A 19,177-nucleotide genomic window follows, 5' to 3' on the forward strand; every position below is an offset into this window, starting at 1 on the left:
GCTCCCGATACGGAGCCATTTTTATTTGCTATCAAGCTTATCTCACAAGGTACAGAAGCCTCTAGATTATGAACACAAACGACCTTTCTGTGCAGGTCGCGTCATTTCGATGTCACCTTGTAGAGAACGGTAAACGATGGTGTTCCACACTTCACCATTATCCATCTCAAACTCAATAGCATAGTTCAAACCCGCGACGACTTGAGTTCGAACACTCAAGATCTGCTTGAGCTCAGCTGAAGTGTTCATTTGGCCAAGAACTGCGTCTAAAGCTTGCTTAGCTTCAGGTGTAATATCGCTTTGCGACCAACCACCAGTAAGATTTTTAGTGCTACAGATAGGATTCACTTTTTCCTGTGATTGAGCTGGAACCTCAGATTTCTGACTACACCCAGCTAACGCAGCGACACTAAACAAGGTTGCAATTCCAAGTAATGATGTTAATCGTACTTTCTTCATAAATTCTCTCTACCTCAATCATTCACGAGGGAATACTCGCAATAATGTTTCATATGTAGGCAAGCTTAGACCTTAAATGTCATTACTTCATCAGAGATTATGGTGTAACTACTCTATAAATACAGAGCACTGTCAGAAAAACAAAGCCGGACACTACAACCCGGCTTTTTACCCGTCTATTCAATTGATATTTAGATCATTTAGATTAGGTGGCGTTTTCGTTAGTGCTTTTTAATTGCTGCCTGTTTTGCTAGTGAAAGAACACCAACATCTCGACATCATCCCCATGCTGTTCAGCACTCAGTAAGAAATGCACATAGCCTTCTTCTGTTACAGGGATTTGCAGGTACTCATTGCTACCACGGTAATTAGAGGCATAATCGTGTTGCCCTGAAGTAGGCCAGTATGAACGACTTGCAAATAGATCAACGTTGCCAGCATTCGACTGTCCACTCTCAGCAACGTCACTCTTATCATTCAACCATACTCTTACCTCTTGCACGCCCTGTGGAACATAAACCGCCGCATAACGTCGTTGGTGCACGGTGAGTATTTGAGGCTGACCTGATTCCAGTATTATTGGCGTTAAATCATCTTGTTCTTGTGATGGCGGCGTTGGCGCTTCTGTCTCTAGTGATGCCAACAGTGTTACGTCATTGAAATCGGTGCGTCCTGCAATACTCATGTAGTAACGACCCGGTTTGATGAAACCCGATGACTTTGGTTCAAACGTCACCATCTCATTACTTCCATTTCCGTATTGGCTGAATTCAAAATCATAGTAATGCGCTTCTTTGTTGTAGCTCATGTAAAGATCAGCATCACCTTGGCTTTGACCTGAAGCATGACCTTCAATCGAAACCTCAAAATGCGTGGTGTTCTCAGGTACATCGACGTAGAACAGCTGCTCACTGTACGCCTCGCCGTTCAACACTACACCTTGGTTTGCTGCAAGCACTATGGCTTGGTCTGTCGGATTTGTGGGGTCAGTCGGTTCTGTGGGATCAGTAGGCTCTGTTGGTTCACTTGAAACAGTGTCTAGCCAACGATCAAACTCACCATTGTATTGCTGGCCAAGCACTTTCACTTGTTGCGCCCATTCTGAAAATTTGCCAGCACGAGACAGTGCCAACAAGCTCTGCACTTCTTGAGGATGTTCTTCCATCATAAAGCGCACCGCCAAGTAACCCCATCGATAGATACGGTTGGAATCATGAGAGTAGGTGGTCGCAAGCACGTCCGATAAACTCATCTTCCCGCTGCTAATCAAACCAACAGCGGCATCGTAACCTTGCTTGTAATGCATGAACTCAGCAAAACCTTCTAGCCACCACACAACGTGACCATGTGCCAAGTTGTCGCTAAAGGAGCCGTATTGGTTAAAGCGCGCATCGAGATAGTGAGTGTACTCATGCTCTAAATTGAGAATTGAAAGGTCATCGCCGTTAGCGTAACGGTAAGCGACGAAACGCGCCACGTTACCCACTTCGGCAGGGTTACCTTCTAAATACTGACCTCCGTTGTCGGTGGTATTTCCAAACAAGAATGCAGAGTAATCGGTGTAGCTACCTTTACTGTCAAACACCGCGACTTCAACTCGCTCGTTATTATCGTCGGCGACAGGTTGTTGGCCTGTGTTCGCAACTTGATGAAAGTCCGCCTCTTTTGCCGCGAGTACATCACATGCTTCAATTGATTGTGCTTGCGTTAAATCTTGAGAGCGAATAATCGCAGGCCCTTGGCACTCATGACGATTGGGAAGTACACGCATTGCTAAATCACGTTTTGCTTGCTCTAGATCCAATCCATTCAAGCCGTCTGGCGCGTAATACCCCATCATCTCAACCGCCGCTAACCAAAGCTTGTCATGCTCACTGCCAAGTGGGTTTTGTACCATCACTTGCTGCATAAAACGCAGCGCTTTGTCTTTCGTTAATTTATCCGGGCTTGCCAGCAAACGACCAGTTTCACGCACGGCGTTATAAACAAGGAAGCTCGCATCAGTATCTAAAGCCCACGTGTTATCACGGGCGAATGCTGCAAGCGTGTCGATATGCTGGGTATGGCTCGCCATGTAATCGTAGAAGTCATCTCTAGCTGCGTGCCCTGCCATTGCTCGAAACAGATTGTTTAACCCATCGACCCATTGTGAGTCTTGCGCCGTTTCTTGGTTGAAGTGACGTAATGCCGCAAGTTGCGCATCCATTGTCAGTGGCAATTGTTTAACGTTATCGACCATTAGCGTCAGGCTTTTCAATGCACCCACCTGCTCACGACCTTGATCTAACGCATCAGGGTTAGCTAAGAAAGCAATCGTCGACTGAGCAAAACGCTGACTCAACGCTTCGCTGAAGTCTTGCGCTTGCGCGTTATAGCGAACGTAATAAGCGGCACGAACAAACTCACCAAGGTTTTCAAGTTTACGGGCTTGTTCAGCTTCACCTCGGTAACGAGTTATTTCTGAGTTCAGTGCAACTTGAATGCGGCTTAGGTTTGCTTCGCTATAGATATTATCTAGTGAATTATTCGATGCAGAGAACCAAGAACTGTAGCAACTGTTGTTTGCCGAAGAGACAGCGAGTGCAAGATTGGACGCCTGTTGAAGATCAAGCACCTCACACTGATTTTGAGCAAAAGAGAAACTGGACGCACTGGCAAGCATACAAGCGATCGCCAAGCGATGACGTGGAAATAGACGGAGATGAGACATACCACACTCATTAGTTAATTATATAATTGAGCACGCTGTTATATTCCTTACAATCTATAAGGTGAATTGAGTTGCGTATGATTTATGAGCTTGGTTCAAAAAATAAACACTCAGGACCAATTTATAAATTCAAAAAGATATTCTCAGATTGAATAAATTAACTTCCACACATGATCAAACCATATAAGTGATTGAGAGCACTCTAATTTAGGGAATCATTAATTAATTCGTACATGACTAACCCATATTGTTAAGGGTCAGCACAAGTAGTAAACTTGCGCTCGATTATGCAACTTGTTTTTAAAAACAATAGACACAATTAGAGTTACGTTTGTTCATCAAAGTAACTTTATTTCAAATACTTACTATAAGTCCGTGTCGAGTTGACTGGTGCAAATCAAATAAAAATAATTATATAAACCTAGGCTAGGTTCACACCATGAAATTAACGTCGTCTTTAGACTCACTATTGGCTAGCAGTCTGTCTATCGAAAAGAAACAACAAGCGCTGATCGAGCTCACGATCAACGCTTATCAGCCACAAGAACGTATCGCTCTTTTCCAAACCGTCACAGACTATCGTCGACGACTATTAGAATCGTTCTTCCCCGAACATCAACACAAAAGCCTCTCAGTTTTATTTGAACTGATGGACTATCGCGAGCTTATTCAACGCTATCCAAGTTCCTTATCGAAAGAGATGGCACTGTTAGAAGCGGCCGCAAGTCAGTGTTACATGCATTGGTTAGATTTTTGGTGTGAATGTGAAATTGCAGCCATCAAAGCAAAATCACCGTTGGACGCAAGTGCGCCCTCTCACACTGAACTCCCTATCAAAGACAGCGCTTACTATGGTGCAATCATTGAACGAATAGAAGATGATCCGCTTGTGGTACAAACACCGAGCCACCCACAAGGAATGTCCATCAGCGATGCCATTGCTTTGAGCAATCTTGAGGTGTTCATCAAGGGTGAAAAATGGTTTGAGATGCTGCCTTTATTACACCTTTCTCAGGCAGGTAAGCATTTTATTCTGCTCAAACATCCAGTCGATGAAGCCTTTCCAACACTGGTTTCCTCTGCGCTGATTCAAGACTGGTCTAAGAATGACACTTGGCTAAGTTACGCACCGCCGTTCAGCAATGAGCAATGGCAATACTGTTTACCCAATTACGGCTATGCTGAACTCGCAGGGTTACAACTTTTGACACCGCCTACACTGTCAAAATGTTACTCTCTCCCAGAATTTGACCAACAATTCCAGTTACAATTGTCCGATAAGAATGCCCTGTGTGAAGTGCTGCGTCTGACAGTCAGTGGTAATACCCAACAAAAACTCTATTTCCTCTACCTTGCTCAAAAAGAGCTGATGAGTGTATTACATCAAATAGGCTACAAAATCGGTTTTACTATTATCGAGCAACCTTTCATGCTTCAGTTTTATCAAACCATTGATTCTAAAGCATACTTCCATTCTGGGTATTGCGAATTAAATAATGATGGCACAACAATTTATCGTGGGTTCTGGAATTTCGAGATAATGGTAAAAGCGTTCAATAATGTCGATTTTCGCAGCTACAAACGCGCAGTGCGAGAAAGCCGAAAGTCATTAGAAAAATCGAGCTCGGTAAGAAAGGATGAACATGTTTGATTTCGGCCTAGAGGCGATCATCTATGCAAAAGCAATCACACTGCTTGCAACCGTGGCTGTGGTTGTCATGTGGTTGTTCTATTACTGCTATCGCCTGAAACAAAAGAACGAAGTGATTGCGGGGACACACCATGCCCCTTACATCGCGTATTCGATCTGCATTGTTGCGTGGATCAGCAGTAACGCTTATTTCCATACCGACTTATTACCGGAACTTGGGGCCCCGGCCGCCGTGTTCGCCGCAAAGTTTGCCAACCTCGCCTCTTTCTTTGCGTTTGCCTTTGCCTATTACTTCTCGTGTAAGCTCGCCGCCGAACAACGCAATGGTAAGGTTCACGCATGGCAACAAGCCATTTTCGTCACCTTAACCGTCTACTCCTTCTTTATCAATTTAAGTCCGGGGTTAACCGTTGAACACGTCACCATTGCAGGCCCAAGCCAGTTCGTGATTGAGTTCGGCCCTCAAACACCTTACTTCTTCATTGGGATGATAAGTTTTGTTGTCCTAACACTACTCAACCTCGTGGCCATGCGCGCCAACAGTAGTAAGCTGACCTTAGCCAAAACCAACTACATGATCGCAGGTATCTTAGTATTCATGCTGTCCACTGCGACAATCCACCTAGGCATGACCTACTTCTTGCGTGATTTCTCGCTCACTTGGCTGCCACCAGCTTTGTCGATCAGTGAAATGTTGTTCGTTGGCTATGCCCTGCTGACCTCGCGCTTCTACAGCGTGAAATACCTTGCGTACATGAGCCTAAATGCGCTGTTGGTCTGTGCTATTTTGGTGATCCCTTTTGGCGCGATATTTATCCCGCTAACAGACAACAGTCAATGGCTCGTTGCTATCCCAATCTGTGCGATTATCGGCATCACTTGGCATGTTCTCTACAAACGAGTGAGCCACTACGCTTCCTTCTTTGTCTACGGAAACAAGAAAACGCCAGTACAGCAGATCCTCTCACTAGAAGACGATTTCAAGCTGTCGATTGATGATGCAATGCGTCGATTAGGTAGCCTACTACAGATTCCAGAAGACAAGCTGCGTCTGGTGAACAGCAACTACAACGAAACTTTCTACGAAGATTATCTGTCTACCAACAAGTCTGTTTTAGTGTTTGACGAACTTTCTCAGGAGCTTGATTACACCGCACCAGCCAAGCGCTCAATAAAAGCCCTGTATGACAAGATGAGTTCAAACGACACCGCCTTGGTGATGCCTTTATTTGGTCAGGGGAAATCGGTCACGCACTTATTGGTGTCGTCACACAAGAGCAACGATCAGATGTTCTCTAACGAAGAGATCTCTGCCCTGCAAACCTTGTTAACTCGTGTACAAAGCACCATTGAAGCCGATAGACGCATTCGCCAAAGTCGCGCCCTTGCTAATTCTATCGCACACGAAATGCGTAACCCTCTTGCTCAAGTGCAGCTGCATTTTGAGGTGTTAAAGCAGCACATAGATAACCAAGCCCCAGCTAAACAAATCCTAAAGGATATTGAGAATGGCCAAGCGGCGATTCAACGCGGGCGGCAACTGATTGATATCATCCTGCGCGAAGTCAGTGACAGTACGCCGGAAAACGGTCCTGTGACGATGACCTCTATCCACAAAGCCGTGGATCAAGCCGTAAGCCACTATGGTTTTGAGAATGAAAAGATCATTGAACGCATTCGTTTACCACAACACGCTGATTTTGTAGCAAAGCTGAACGAAACCTTATTCAACTTCGTCATTTTCAACCTGATACGCAATGCAATCTACTACTTTGATTCTTACCCAGAAAGCCAAATTGAGATCAGCACCAACACAGGATCTTACGAGAACGTTCTAATATTCAGAGATACCGGTCCCGGCATTGATGAAGCCATTACGCATAAGATTTTTGATGACTTCTTCTCTTACCAAAAAAGCGGTGGTAGTGGCCTAGGACTTGGCTATTGCCAACGAGTGATGCGTTCATTTGGCGGCCGGGTTGAATGCCACTCTAAGCTTGGGGAGTTTACTGAGTTCCACCTGTACTTCCCTGTGGTACCCAATGCACCCAAAGCAGACGCACTTCGTACGCCTTACTTCAATGATTGGAAAAGTAATCAAACCACAACTGAAAACAAAACCAACGTAGAAGCTAAGCCAGATAACCAAGCGGCAACGCAAAATTCAGAACCCACAAGTACATTAAAGCCAGGAAATCATTTGGCTCCAACCGTACTTATCGTCGATGATAAAGAAGTACAACGCACACTTGTTCAAATGTACCTGAGTCGACTTGGCGTAAATAGCTTACAAGCCAAAAACGGTGAGAATGCCGTCGAGCAGTTCAAAACACATAAGGTCGATTTGATCTTAATGGACGTACAAATGCCAATAATGAATGGTTTTGACGCAAGCCAAATCATCAAGGCACGTTCTCCTCAAACGCCAATCATTGCTTTATCTGGCGAATCAGGACAGCACGAGTTAGATATGATCAGCAAGTTGATGGATGGTCGCCTAGAGAAACCAACCTCTTTGAATGCACTGCAACACGTGCTTGATAATTGGTTGAAAAAAGGCACAACGTCTAATGCTTCTAAGGAAACAGAAAATGAATAGCTAATGGCAAGCAGGTAATGGCTAACAACTGCATTATTGGTTAATAAAAAATCCCTTCAGAGCGTACCTTGAGGGGATTTTTTTGTTAGCAAAATTAACAGCCTAAATTATCAATTCGATGACTTTTCTGAATCAAACTTGATTAAGCGACAGGCATTTCCAACGTTTTTCGCTGGCACATGTACATGACAATAATTGCGGCACTGCTCATCAGTGACAATACCCAGCTGCTCAGAACCATTACCTCGTGATTGGCCGGAACGAACGATAAACAAAACGTAAAACCAAATGCTCCAACCATCTGCAAAGCACCGTAGATAGCACCAACCTGCCCCTTGTGATTAGGAAACAAATACAATGCAGAAACACCAGCTATCGCAAGTAAAAATGCAGAGCCAAACGCCATCAATGAAAACCCGAGTAACACTAGTGAGTAGCTATGTACGAAAAGGCTAAGAGTAATAACAGCACAGCCTACAATTTGAATCAGGCTCCCATAAACTAGAGTCATATTTTCGCTGATACGATTCTTCAGAAACTGGTTCCAAATTAATCTTGATGCAACGCTACTCGCTATCAAAACCATTGACCCAATTCCGTAATCTGCGGCCGTTAAATCAAATTGATTCTGAGCAACAAAAGAACCCGTTACTTGGAAAAGCAGTAGGCAACTCGTCCCGCTGAACATCATTGCCAAATAACACAGAAACGTTACGTTCGATGTGATGAAAGCATAGTCTTTTAGTATCTGTTTAAGCTTAATTGCATCAGGGTTCTTCTGGCTGATCGTTTCGCGTTTCATAAATGTGATAATCAATAGTGTTGCGATCGATAAAGATGCCATGAAGACAAAATTACCTTGCCAACCAAAGTGTTGAGTCAGGTATCCCCCTAAAATCAGCGTTAAACCGGGTAGGCTCATAAAAAGAATCCCATACCAAGCAAGTATCCCCATGAGTTCCGTTTTTTCGAAGGCGTCTTGGAGTATTGTTCGGCAGAGCAGGTAAAGGCCACCAACCCCTAAACCTTGGATGATCCTACCCAGTAACAGAATATCTATGTTATCAGCCATGAGACAAGTCATTGAACCAACGACAAAAATCGCAGATGAAAGAATAGCAACGGGCTTTCGCCCATACCGCTCGGATAACGGCCCACAGATAAGCTGGCTGCATGCTAAAGCGATAAAAAACAGACTTAACGTCTGTTGTACTAGCGCCTCAGAGGTGTGGAGTTCACTTTGTATATCTGGAAAGCTTGGCGTATACATGCTCGACGCAAAAAAATAGCTCGATGCCATTAAAATGCTGATAAATATATTGGTTATTTTGGACACTCGTTTTCCCATAAACGTTAAGAACAGAGCGTCATGTTAAATAGATCCTCACGTTAAGGTTTTGGGTAAAACGACACTGTGTTTACAAATTGCGCCAAGTTTAATTCTGGGGTGCTTTTTTCTGATGTTCTTTAAATGCAGTAGAGAATGAAGACAGGCTTGAGTACTCAAGTTCGAATGCAATGTCAGTTGCGCTAATGCCTTTTGCCATCATTTTTTCAGCACGTTCCATCACCACCTTTTGTCGGATATCTCGAAAAGATGCTTTGAAACTCGACAAAAAAAGTCGGTTTAAGGTACGAACGGAAGCCCCTGTTTGCTTAGATAAATCTGAGATAGACATTTTGATGTTAGGTTTGTTTGATAATGCTTCAATTACCAATAGCAGTCGTCTGTCCATCCCTCCCTTTGCAATTAGGGGGTTATTGGTTGGCTTACAAAGGATGCATTGGTCGACTAGAACGTGCACATAGTGAGTCACGAGCTTTTGTTCTGGTCCTCCATTTTCCCAAACACTGAATAGCTGAGCAACGATGGGTGATACGTCCAATATGCATATTTTAGTTATATTAGGAGTTGCAGCTTGGGGTAGGCGAAGTAAGGAAACATGTGATTGCTTTAGAAAGTCAGCACGATGTGGTACGCCAGCGGGAATATAAATTAAAGAGCCGGGCATAGAGAGTAAACTGTGCTGGTCAGTTGATAGAATTTGGCAGCCTTGGTGTATAAAAGCTAAATGAGCATAATCATGAGTATGTACCTCGCCTGAGTAGTGCGATTCATGATGCTTAACAATGACTTGATAGTCGTCCAAATTAATTATTTCATCCTTTATCTTATTGATAAGCTTTAAGTATAGGCTCAATCTTAAGTAGATATTCCATCTATCTCTTTAAGTTTTCTAATTCCCGTTAACTCAATCTATCTCTTAATAAACAGAACCATTTAGGGTTTCACGCCAATAACTGTCGATTACGCGACAATGATTGAGCACCAAGCACTCTCCGGTATGATTTTTCCTTATAAAAGCATAACGCCGCAAGCCTTACCCATTCAACAGATTCTCGATAAATCAGAAAGATATTGAAGAATGCAACAATTCCATGATTTAAAAGAGTAAAAGGGTTATACATAAGAATGTATTATCTAAATTACTGAAATTATCATGACGCTCAAAGAGATTCTTAAAATTCCCAATGTCCGCTACTTCTTAATGTTTAGAAGCAGCTACTTTGCGCGTTTTTATTACCCTATATTCACCCTACTCTATTTAGATTACGGACTAACCCTCTCTCAGTTTGCCATGCTAAACGTAGTTTGGGCGGCGACCATCGTACTTGCAGAAGTTCCATCTGGGGCATTCGCCGATACCTTAGGTCGCAAACAGCTTGTAGTGTTGTCTTCGATTGTGATGTTCATAGAGATAGCCATGATCGCACTCGTACCGACCGGAGACGCTAACTTGGTGTTCATGGTATTTTTGGTCAACCGAATACTCAGTGGGTTAGCAATGGCATTGGCAAGTGGTGCAGATGAGGCATTGGCTTACGACACCTTAAAAGAACAAGGCAATGAAGAGTTGTGGCCGCGAGTGTTACAAATCCAGCTCCGTATCGCTTCTAGTGTCGGTATCTTTGTCACCTTGATCGGCGCTGCGATGTACGACGTGAACTTCATGGCGAACATCTTTCATTTCCTTGGGCTAGCCGAGCCAGAAAGCACCAAAGACCTGATGCGAATCCCTGTGTTCGCGACTCTCTTGGTCGCGTTACTCGCAATTTATGCCGCGATAAACATGCGTGAAGAAAAGAAGGTGATGCCAAGCGATCAGAGCAAATTAGCAACGACCATCGCCAGCCTCAAGTTAACGGCTGATACAGGTAAGTGGGTACTTGCTACGCCTTACGTGCTGTTCATCTTGCTCTATTACAGCTTGTTCGAACACACTTCACGCATGTTCTTAACCATGAACAGCCAATACTATCTCGCTATCGATATTCCTATTATTTATTTTGGTTTTATTGGCGCGGGAATCAGTCTGCTAAAAATCATTTTAGCGGGGCAAAGCCGGAGGTTGGCAGAAAGTATCGAGCCAAAAACCTTTATTATTGTCATGGGCTTAGCAAGTATCGCGACCTACTATTGGATCAGTTTAGGTTGGTCCATCTATGGGGTAGTTCCTGCGCTGGTGCTTATCTTTATCATCATGACGATGAACATTTTCATCAGCTACCACCTAAACAAAAAGACCGAGTCACATAACCGAGCCACCGTTCTTAGTTTCAAAGGTTTGATGTTTAACCTCGGATACGGGCTGATCGGGATCTTGTACGCTTACTACTACAAATTGGTCTCTAATAATTACACCGAGCAAGAAATAGAACAGAACCTCGCCTTCTTAGCATCGCTCTCTTCATTCTGCTATTACTTCGCCTTACTGTTCGTGTTAATCAGCGCGTTGTTTTATTTCAAAAACAAGAAACAGCCGATCTTCTGAAAAGCGCTCTAATACTGAATAGAGAATAAAGGTGAGCCTGTGGCTATAAACAGATCATGACACTTCTTGTCATGTGATTTTTTGTTAGTATCACCATCAAATTACATCACACATGGAAGCGTCATGTCTTTTAGTTGGATCGCCTTTACCCTGCTTGCTGCCTTCAGCCAATCTTGGCGCAATGCCTTTCAAAGCAAACTAGCGGGCACAATGAGTGTGGCTGGCGTTACGCTGGCTCGTTTTATTTGGGCTGGCCCAATCGCACTTATTTATCTCTATTCGCTGTACCAATGGCAGCCAGTCTCCGCGCCTAATTTTTCCGGTGAGTTTGTTTTCTACATAGTTGCTGCGGCAATCATGCAGATCCTTGCAACAGGCTTGATGGTGATGCTATTTAAGCTCGAAAACTATGCGATTGGTGCTGGACTTGCCAAGTGTGAAGCTCCGGTTTCTGCTGTGCTTTCCGTGTTATTTTTTGGCACAGCGTTGACCGTTACAGGCTGGGTAGGCGTATTAATTGGCACCTTGGGCGTGCTCATCATGAGTAGCGCTTCAGGTTGGCGAAGCCTTTCCCCCAAAGTGTTTTTGTTAGGTATGGCTTGCAGTACCGCGTTTGCTTTAACGTCTCTTTGGGTTCGAGAAGCCAGCTTGAACATCGGCCTTCCCTTCCCTCATAGTGCAGCGTGGGTGCTGTTCCTAGTTATTTCTCTTCAAACAGTGATTATCTGTACGTACCTCTTTTTCAGAGAACGCGACACGTTACACCAGATATTCAAGAAGTCGAGATTGGTGGTGATGACAAGCCTAGCCAGTGTGATCGGTTCTCTTGGCTGGTTTAGTGCAATGTCACTTCAAGCCGTGCCTTATGTGAAAACGTTGGGACAAGTTGAGGTGGTCTTTATGGTGTTAATCTCTTACTTCTGGTTGGGGCAAAGTATTGCTCGCAAAGACATTGTTGCACTCATCTTACTCTCTATCGCAGCGGTATTGGTGATGTGGCAGTGATTTGAACGTCGCCATACTTGGACGTTGGGTCAAAGAGGACTGGAAATCATACCCCAGTGAAATATTCACCCACCGCATAAATATTACGGTGGCGTAAAATGATAAGAACGGCCTCCACATAATTTTTATAGTGCACGTATCAGCTATTAATCATTACCCAATAGGATACAGCCCAATGAAAACCCTTACTCAAATCGCACTAGCAACGATCTTTTTTACAACCTCAATGATGGCATTCGCAAAGCCCGCGACAACAAACCAAGCCCAATTAGAAGCGTCAAGCACAACAGTGAAGCATGAAGGAATGACCGTGACGCTAACTGATAAACATTTTACGTCTACGGAAGAAACTAAAGCCACTGCCTCACAGACGTTAACGCAAAGCCAAAAAGCAGACTCAGCGCCACAGCCAACAATATAATGGCTTTATCAAAATAGTGGCGGGTCAAACTAACGCATAAAGACCTGTCATCATCAGGCAGTGACGAGTTCGTTAATATGACTAGGACAAATTGAAGTCATATTACGACCGTTTGTTTTCGCTTGATACAACGCTTTATCGGCTCGGCTAACAAACCCATTCCAACTCTCATTCGGGTGAAGCTGAGCAACACCGAAACTCGACGTCAGAAACATCTCATTTCCTTGCACTGCTGAGATCTCTGAAATAGACAACCGCAACTTGCAAGCAATAGCCTGTGCTTGTAGGAAATTAACATTGGGCAATAAAATCATTATCTCGTCTCCGCCAAAACGGAACGCACTGGCTGTAGGCGATGTTTTGATTGCACTTTGAACCATTTCAGCAAAAGACTTGATAACGAGATCACCCACTATGTGTCCGTGTTGGTCATTGATCGACTTAAAATTATCAATATCCATCATAATGGCACTGACAGGCGTAGTCCCCGCCTGCTTCATGATAACTGGAACCATTTCATCTAATGCTCTGCGGTTTCCAAGTGCCGTTAAAGGATCGCTGTAAGACAGATCATGAATAGACCTAAGCAATCTTGCATTAATCAACCAGAGCATTGTGAAGCTCATCGACACGATAAGAACAATACTCACTAAAAAGGCAAGTTGATGAATCAGCGCGGCCGTCATGAAATCCTGCAGCTCAGCAGAAAATAGCGTCACCAATACCCGGAAAGCCATAAACCCGCCATATATCAAAAATGATAAGGCCATCATCCGAGTAGCTAACTTCAAGTCATCACGTTGACCCTTTAACACCACAAAGGCAGTGCAAAGAGTGACAAAGGCTAAATAGAAACTAATGAGAATAATTCGAGCCTTGATGGAAGGTTCATAGTACGTGAAGTGAATAAAACCTAGCAGAAGAGCCAATATCATCAAACTGCTGAAGTAGGTACATTTTAAGGAGTATTCTCGGAACAGGCATAAACTATACAAAGCGAGATGAAAACCAAGCGCAATGACCATATTAGCACCAATAACAGTGATCCAATCCGGTAGTTCCCCTCTTAGGCTCAACATCAACGGTCCAGTTCCAATAACAAATATTGAAAAGGAAAAGCTAGAAAGCCCTTTAATTGGCTGTTGAGTGAATTGAAATAACAATAAGCCAATACAGTAAATGAAAGAGAACAAAATAATAATAAAATTAAGTGTTCTCATATCCAGCGAAAAACCATCCATGATTTTCTATCTTCCATACGCAAACCAAATCGCAACATTCTTAATAATCATGCAAACCACACAAAGATTCACCATATGAATATTTACATTTTGTAAAGTAAGGGATGGATCACATATGCAGAGACTTTTGTCGCATGAGCCTATGACATAGATAGGCATGTAAAACTCCCCCCATTTGGCTTCATAGCATCACTGAATCTACAGGCTTCTGCACTCGTTACTTGGTTGAATGACAACTGTCTGGCATTATGCGCCCAAGAAATCTGTGGGAACGAAGGTAGTCAGTGGTAGAAAACAGCCAACAATTAAGTAACCAATACGACGAACATGGTTACTTTGTTATCAGAAATTATTTCAATGAAGCTCAAATTACATCGCTTAGAAAAGTCGTACTGAAATTCCATGAATCATGGAAAGCAGAAAACGAAGAATTCTATCAAGAAGAAGCATTTAACTCGTCTTTAATTACGGGAAGCGAATATTTGCCTGCCGACGATAGAAGCGTGCTTTTCGACTTCATCAGCTCAAAAAAAGTGATGGAAGTGGTCGATGCGGTGATACCGAACAAACCTGCCTTCATGAACACGCAGCTGTTTTTCAACCCTGTGAACCCGCAGCAAAAAGACTTCTGGCATCGCGACTGTCAATACGACTACGACATTGATGACCAGATGAAAGTCATCATGGAAACCCAAGTATTGCACCTACGTGTACCTATCTTTGATGAGCCCGGAATGGAGCTTATCCCCGGAACACACAAGCGCTGGGACAATGAAGAAGAATACAATGTCCGCCAAGAAGAAAATGGTAAAGTGAGCAGTGATGATATCTCTGGCGGTAAGCAGATACCGTTAGCCGCAGGCGACTTATTGGTGTTTTCAGCGGACATGATCCATCGAGGTCTATACGGGCTAGATCGTTTAGCCTTGGATATTTTGATCTTTGACTCGGCAGCAGACTATGTCGACTACGTTGATGACGATTGCTTGCCAACGCCAGCAATGCTAAGCAATATTGCTGATCCAAGATTGTTTATGAACACGCTACACTTAAAGTCGATGCAGTACTCATAACCACAAAGGTGCCCGAACTATGACTGACACTAAGCAAAATACCCGAATTAGCCAGTTCCGTTTCGGGCAGCCGAAAGAGTCTCTCAAGCTAGAGCATGTCGCTTTAGGGGCACTAGACAAAGATAAAGTTCGAGTACAAATTGAAGCGACTAACATCAACCCTAGTGATCTGTTGTCTATTTATGGTGTTGGGCAATACAAACACAGCCACCAGCCGCCGAGAGTGCCGGGATTCGAAGCAGTCGGAAGAGTTGTAGAGTCCAGATATGCTCAATTTTCAGTAAATCAGCGCGTGCTTGTGGCAACCAGTGGAACGTGGCAGAACTATGTCGATGTATCACCAGACAACCTCTTCCACATTCCTCAGCACCTAGATAATGGCTACGCCTGCCAGTTGTATATTAATGCGCTCACCGCGTGGGTACTGACGACAGAAGTAGCCAAGCTGACCCAAGAAGATGTGTTGATCATCAACGCAGGCAGCTCTGCCATCGGTAAGATCTTCTCACAGTTATCAGTATCACTCGGCTTCAACATCATTATCGTTACATCACAGCCGAAACGATACCCAACTGCTACAAGCTGGGTATTAGATGCAAACGACGATTTAGTTTCTCAAATTAAGGCGTTAGGCTTGCCTATGCCGACCGTTGCCTTTGATGCGATTGGCGGCTCACCCGGAACCGATCTTATTCACACCCTTGGCAATAATGGGCGTTTTATCAACTATGGTACGCTGTCGCTCGATTTTTATGAACCACGCTTTTTTGAGCACGCGAAAAACCAAGGTATCGATTTCAGCACCTTCTTCTTACGTTATTGGGAAGAAGCAGAAGGTAAAGATGTTCGCCGTGATAAATTCACGACCATGCTAGATCACTTCATCACAAACAACATTCAGCTCGACGTCGACCGCTACCTGCCATTCGATGAAGTGCAAACCGCGATTGATCTTATTGAATCGAAAACCACACGCTTAGATGGCAAGATCGTCTTACTGCCTGTGTAGTTTGGTGGAATTTAGCCGCACTATTTACGCCAAACAAGATACAAAACGAACAACCCGCCAAGCGCTGCTGTAACAATACCTACAGGCAGTTCTTGTGGCGCTAATATGGTTCGGCTAATCACATCCCCAAATAGTAAAAGTACCGCGCCCCACAAGGCAACCAGAGGCAGAGCTCGCTTGTGAGTGACGCCTGAAAATGGTCGTACTAAGTGGGGGACCATCAAGCCAATAAAACCGACCACTCCGGTCATCGATACAATCGACGCAGTACAAAACGCACAACAAAGAAAAATCTCGCTTTGTAGGCGGTGTACGTTGATCCCCAGTGAGCTTGTCGTCTGTTCACTCACTAACAAAGTATCGAGCTCGCGATAACGCTTGAAAATTAACGCAATCAGACATAACACGCCCGCCAAGGCAAAAATCAAATTATCCCAACGCGCGAGCCCCAAGCCTCCCATAGTCCAGAACAAAATCGAACTCGCCGCTCTTTGGTCGCCTGAATAAATCAAAAAGCTGGTGATGGCTCCGAATAGAAATGAGATCGCCAAACCACACAAGATCAAGTTGTCATTGCCCTTTTTCTTCTGCATCGAAAACAGAATCAGAACAGCGGTCGCCGACACAATACCACCCGAGAATGCAGCCAGTGGGAGCGACCAAACACCCAGAGCGTCTCCCACTTTGGTGATCACCAACACCGCACCAGCAGACGCGCCAGATGACAAGCCAAACAGAAACGGATCCGCCAGATCATTGCGTGTCGAGGTTTGAAGCAACGCGCCAACCATCGCCAGCCCTGCGCCCGCAATAACGGCTAACAATGCTCTAGGTAACCTTAGATCGATCAGTATTCGACTGGTCATATCCGGCATTGGATCAGTGAAAGAACTCAACCCTATGAGCACTTCTTTGAAAGACAAAGGAACCGAGCCAAACTGCAAACTCATCATGAAGGCGAGCAGCATAGCAGTGATACCTGTTAGCCATGCTGCCCGATATTTATCAAATAAAATCAACGGACTACTACTCTTATCAATAATAAGGTTTCATATAATAACCTTCCCGATCACTCAGAAACGAACGCTTCTGCAAGTTTCTCAATGGCATCGATATTGGCAGGCCCAGGGGTGAGTTGCTCATAACGCAGTTTGACATAGCGACCAGAAGTGACCGCATTGGTGTATTTCATTAACGGATGGGCTTCGAGGAAACGTTGCAACGAATCGGCACCACTCGCCGATTGGTAATCCAGAAGGATAATCACATCTGGGTTTTCACGAGCGACATTCTCCCAAGAGGTTCGAGCCCAACTAGCTTCCATATTGCCTGTGATATTTTGACCACCAGCAGCTTCAATCATTGCGTTTGGCATTCCGTACTTACCCGCGGTGAAAGGCTTGTCTTCACCCGAATCAAACAAGAACACTTTTGGGCTCGGCTTACCTGATGCTTTTTGCTTTTCTGCTATTTTTTCAACTCTCTCTTTCCAGTTTTTCACCAAAGCCTCGGCCTCTGCTTGCTTGTCGAAAATAACGCCTAACTTTTTCATATCGCCATAAAGCAGATCCATTGTCGCGCCTTCTTTTTGGTCTTGGGTATGAATGCAACTTTCAGAGAGCACTAAGGTATCAATCCCGTATGGCTTCAGTGTTTGAGGCGTCACTTCACCACCTACTTTCATTCCATAATTCCAGCCAGCGAAAAAGAAGTCAGCATCAGCAGCAATCAATGTTTCTAATGAAGGATACTTAGGTGCGAGCTCAGGAATATCACCTAAACGTTCTTCAAACGAACTCGACATCTTGTACCACCCGGTAATACCCGTAACGCCCACCATCTCCTTTTGAAGACCAAGAGCAAACGCCATCTCGGTCATATTGATGTCGTGTACAACCGCTCTTAAAGGTCGCTTTTCTATGGTCAGTGGGCTCCCACAGTTATCAACCGTCACTGGGTATTGAGTGCTTGTCGCATGCACACAAGAGAAAGGTAAAAGAAACAAAAGACTGGAAATTACAGGCCACTTCATTGGGCAGCTCCTATTAAAGAGTGATTAGAAAGAGTTAAGTGAGTTGAGTGAGTTGATGCAGCTTCAAAATGATGGATGGTGCTGCATATAACAGGATGATTGAACGTAAGAACCCGCAATCCAAAAACAGGGATCATGTATCGGTCTTGAATCACCGTCTCTGGGGCTGAGAACGCCACCATTTTTTGGCCTGACATCAACAGGACTTTATCGGCGAATGGCGCTACCAAAGGTAAATCGTGCAGCACCACAACAGACGCAATGCCACGTTGTTTAATTAGGCTCAGAAGTTCAAGACGAGCGAGAGGATCAAGGTGGTTTGTAGGCTCATCTAAGAGTAAAAGCCGCGGCTCTTGTGCGAAGGCGCGAGCAATACTTGCACGTTGCTGTTCACCACCAGATAGCTCACCAAAGCACCGCTGGCTTTTGTGAACAAGTCCGACATCTTGCATCGCCTGCTGAACCGCTCGTTTGTGCTCTTTTGCGCTACAACAAAACGTATGAGGAGTACGGCCTAAGCCAACATACTCAGCAACACTCAAACGAGGGTCAACATGCTCATGTTGAGTAACCACCGCGACTTGTTTGGCTATCTGCTGCCGCTCAAGGCTTCCAAGTGCAATGCCAGACAACATCAACTCACCCGCGACGGTTTTGTATTCGCCTGTAATGCCTTTCAGCAAACTGGACTTTCCACTTCCATTAGGCCCAATGATGGCAATGCATTCACCGTCGTTCACATCAAATGTAACATCGGAGACGGCCCTCCAGTTAGCCAAGCCATCAGCGCAGAGCCCGCGCACAGACAATACAGGTTTATTCAATTTTCCACCGAACATCCAAAAACAACATTTATTGATACGTTATAACATATCAATAAATTAAAGGTATAGTTAATAATAGAAATATTAAGACCGCGCTAAGAAGTCATGGGAATGGCGGGATAATCCACTCACCTTGAATAAAGACAGTCGTGTTTAAGAAAAATGATTCGCTTAGAAAGTTTGATTAAAGAAATCGAGGATTGAAAAGAGAGCGAAGAGTTGTGGTGGGTTTCATCGTCACTTAAGTTGTTGCGAGACAGTCACGAGTCACATTTATTTGAAACATCAGTAAGTTATATCACTATAAATATGACACTGAT

General features: G+C 44.2%; 15 protein-coding genes. 7 read left to right on the top strand and 8 right to left on the bottom strand.

Translation table 11 applies throughout. The features are described 5' to 3' along the window. Nucleotides 1–66: 66 nt before the first annotated feature. On the bottom strand, nt 67–459 hold the full coding sequence (locus tag CWO13_RS01720; RefSeq protein ID WP_108082421.1) for a cystatin domain-containing protein: 393 nt from the start codon (nt 457–459) through the stop codon (nt 67–69). Nucleotides 460–709: 250 nt separating this feature from the next. Beyond that, nucleotides 710–3,169 carry a M9 family metallopeptidase gene (locus CWO13_RS01725; RefSeq protein WP_108082422.1) on the bottom strand — a complete coding sequence of 820 codons (2,460 nt, stop codon included), beginning with the start codon at nt 3,167–3,169 and terminating at the stop codon, nt 710–712. Between the two features lie 439 nt (nt 3,170–3,608). Between CWO13_RS01725 and CWO13_RS01730 the strand changes: the two genes are divergently transcribed. Both CWO13_RS01730 and luxN read left to right on the top strand, forming a co-directional pair. Beyond that, nucleotides 3,609–4,820: an acyl-homoserine-lactone synthase gene (locus CWO13_RS01730; RefSeq protein ID WP_102432340.1), complete on the top strand. Its 1,212-nt coding sequence runs from the start codon at nt 3,609–3,611 to the stop codon at nt 4,818–4,820. After that, the gene (luxN, locus tag CWO13_RS01735; protein ID WP_102479329.1) at nt 4,813–7,419 is read left to right on the top strand and encodes a quorum-sensing autoinducer 1 sensor kinase/phosphatase LuxN; all 2,607 of its coding nucleotides are present in this window, start codon (nt 4,813–4,815) and stop codon (nt 7,417–7,419) included. Before CWO13_RS01730 ends, luxN begins: the two co-directional genes overlap by 8 nt. Before the next feature lie 142 nt (nt 7,420–7,561). Here the strand turns inward: luxN and CWO13_RS01740 are convergent, their stop codons facing one another. Further along, nucleotides 7,562–8,755, bottom strand: a complete 1,194-nt coding sequence (locus CWO13_RS01740) for an MFS transporter (RefSeq protein WP_170960801.1) — start codon at nt 8,753–8,755, stop codon at nt 7,562–7,564. A gap of 100 nt (nt 8,756–8,855) precedes the next feature. Then, nucleotides 8,856–9,620: a helix-turn-helix domain-containing protein gene (locus tag CWO13_RS01745; RefSeq protein WP_240698020.1), complete on the bottom strand. Its 765-nt coding sequence runs from the start codon at nt 9,618–9,620 to the stop codon at nt 8,856–8,858. 300 nt (nt 9,621–9,920) lie between these two features. Between CWO13_RS01745 and CWO13_RS01750 the strand changes: the two genes are divergently transcribed. From CWO13_RS01750 to CWO13_RS01760, 3 genes are all read left to right on the top strand, one after another. Beyond that, nucleotides 9,921–11,252, top strand: a complete 1,332-nt coding sequence (locus tag CWO13_RS01750; protein ID WP_108082423.1) for an MFS transporter — start codon at nt 9,921–9,923, stop codon at nt 11,250–11,252. Nucleotides 11,253–11,375: 123 nt separating this feature from the next. Further along, nucleotides 11,376–12,257 carry a DMT family transporter gene (locus CWO13_RS01755; protein ID WP_102432336.1) on the top strand — a complete coding sequence of 294 codons (882 nt, stop codon included), beginning with the start codon at nt 11,376–11,378 and terminating at the stop codon, nt 12,255–12,257. Between the two features lie 175 nt (nt 12,258–12,432). After that, complete coding sequence (locus CWO13_RS01760) at nt 12,433–12,678, top strand: hypothetical protein (protein WP_102432335.1); 246 nt, start codon at nt 12,433–12,435, stop codon at nt 12,676–12,678. 53 nt (nt 12,679–12,731) lie between these two features. On the opposite strand, the gene CWO13_RS01765 is transcribed toward CWO13_RS01760, so the two are convergent. Next, a complete protein-coding gene (locus tag CWO13_RS01765; RefSeq protein WP_108082424.1) occupies nt 12,732–13,919 on the bottom strand; it encodes a GGDEF domain-containing protein in 1,188 nt (395 codons plus the stop codon). A 284-nt stretch (nt 13,920–14,203) separates the two neighbouring features. On the opposite strand from CWO13_RS01765, the gene CWO13_RS01770 reads away from it, so the two are divergent. Together CWO13_RS01770 and CWO13_RS01775 are read left to right on the top strand one after the other, a co-directional pair. Next, nucleotides 14,204–14,992: a phytanoyl-CoA dioxygenase family protein gene (locus tag CWO13_RS01770; protein ID WP_108082425.1), complete on the top strand. Its 789-nt coding sequence runs from the start codon at nt 14,204–14,206 to the stop codon at nt 14,990–14,992. Between the two features lie 19 nt (nt 14,993–15,011). Further along, nucleotides 15,012–16,001 carry a zinc-dependent alcohol dehydrogenase family protein gene (locus CWO13_RS01775; RefSeq protein WP_102432332.1) on the top strand — a complete coding sequence of 330 codons (990 nt, stop codon included), beginning with the start codon at nt 15,012–15,014 and terminating at the stop codon, nt 15,999–16,001. A 20-nt stretch (nt 16,002–16,021) separates the two neighbouring features. On the opposite strand, the gene CWO13_RS01780 is transcribed toward CWO13_RS01775, so the two are convergent. The 3 genes from CWO13_RS01780 to CWO13_RS01790 form a co-directional block, all read right to left on the bottom strand. After that, the gene (locus CWO13_RS01780) at nt 16,022–16,969 is read right to left on the bottom strand and encodes a FecCD family ABC transporter permease (RefSeq protein ID WP_065614844.1); all 948 of its coding nucleotides are present in this window, start codon (nt 16,967–16,969) and stop codon (nt 16,022–16,024) included. 101 nt (nt 16,970–17,070) lie between these two features. Further along, a complete protein-coding gene (locus CWO13_RS01785; protein ID WP_102432330.1) occupies nt 17,071–18,033 on the bottom strand; it encodes an ABC transporter substrate-binding protein in 963 nt (320 codons plus the stop codon). Next, a complete protein-coding gene (locus CWO13_RS01790) occupies nt 18,030–18,872 on the bottom strand; it encodes an ABC transporter ATP-binding protein (protein WP_108082426.1) in 843 nt (280 codons plus the stop codon). The genes CWO13_RS01785 and CWO13_RS01790 overlap by 4 nt, the downstream gene beginning before the upstream one ends. Nucleotides 18,873–19,177 lie beyond the last annotated feature (305 nt).

The organism is Vibrio sp. ZF 223 (assembly GCF_003050585.1).
Lineage (GTDB): Bacteria > Pseudomonadota > Gammaproteobacteria > Enterobacterales > Vibrionaceae > Vibrio > Vibrio crassostreae.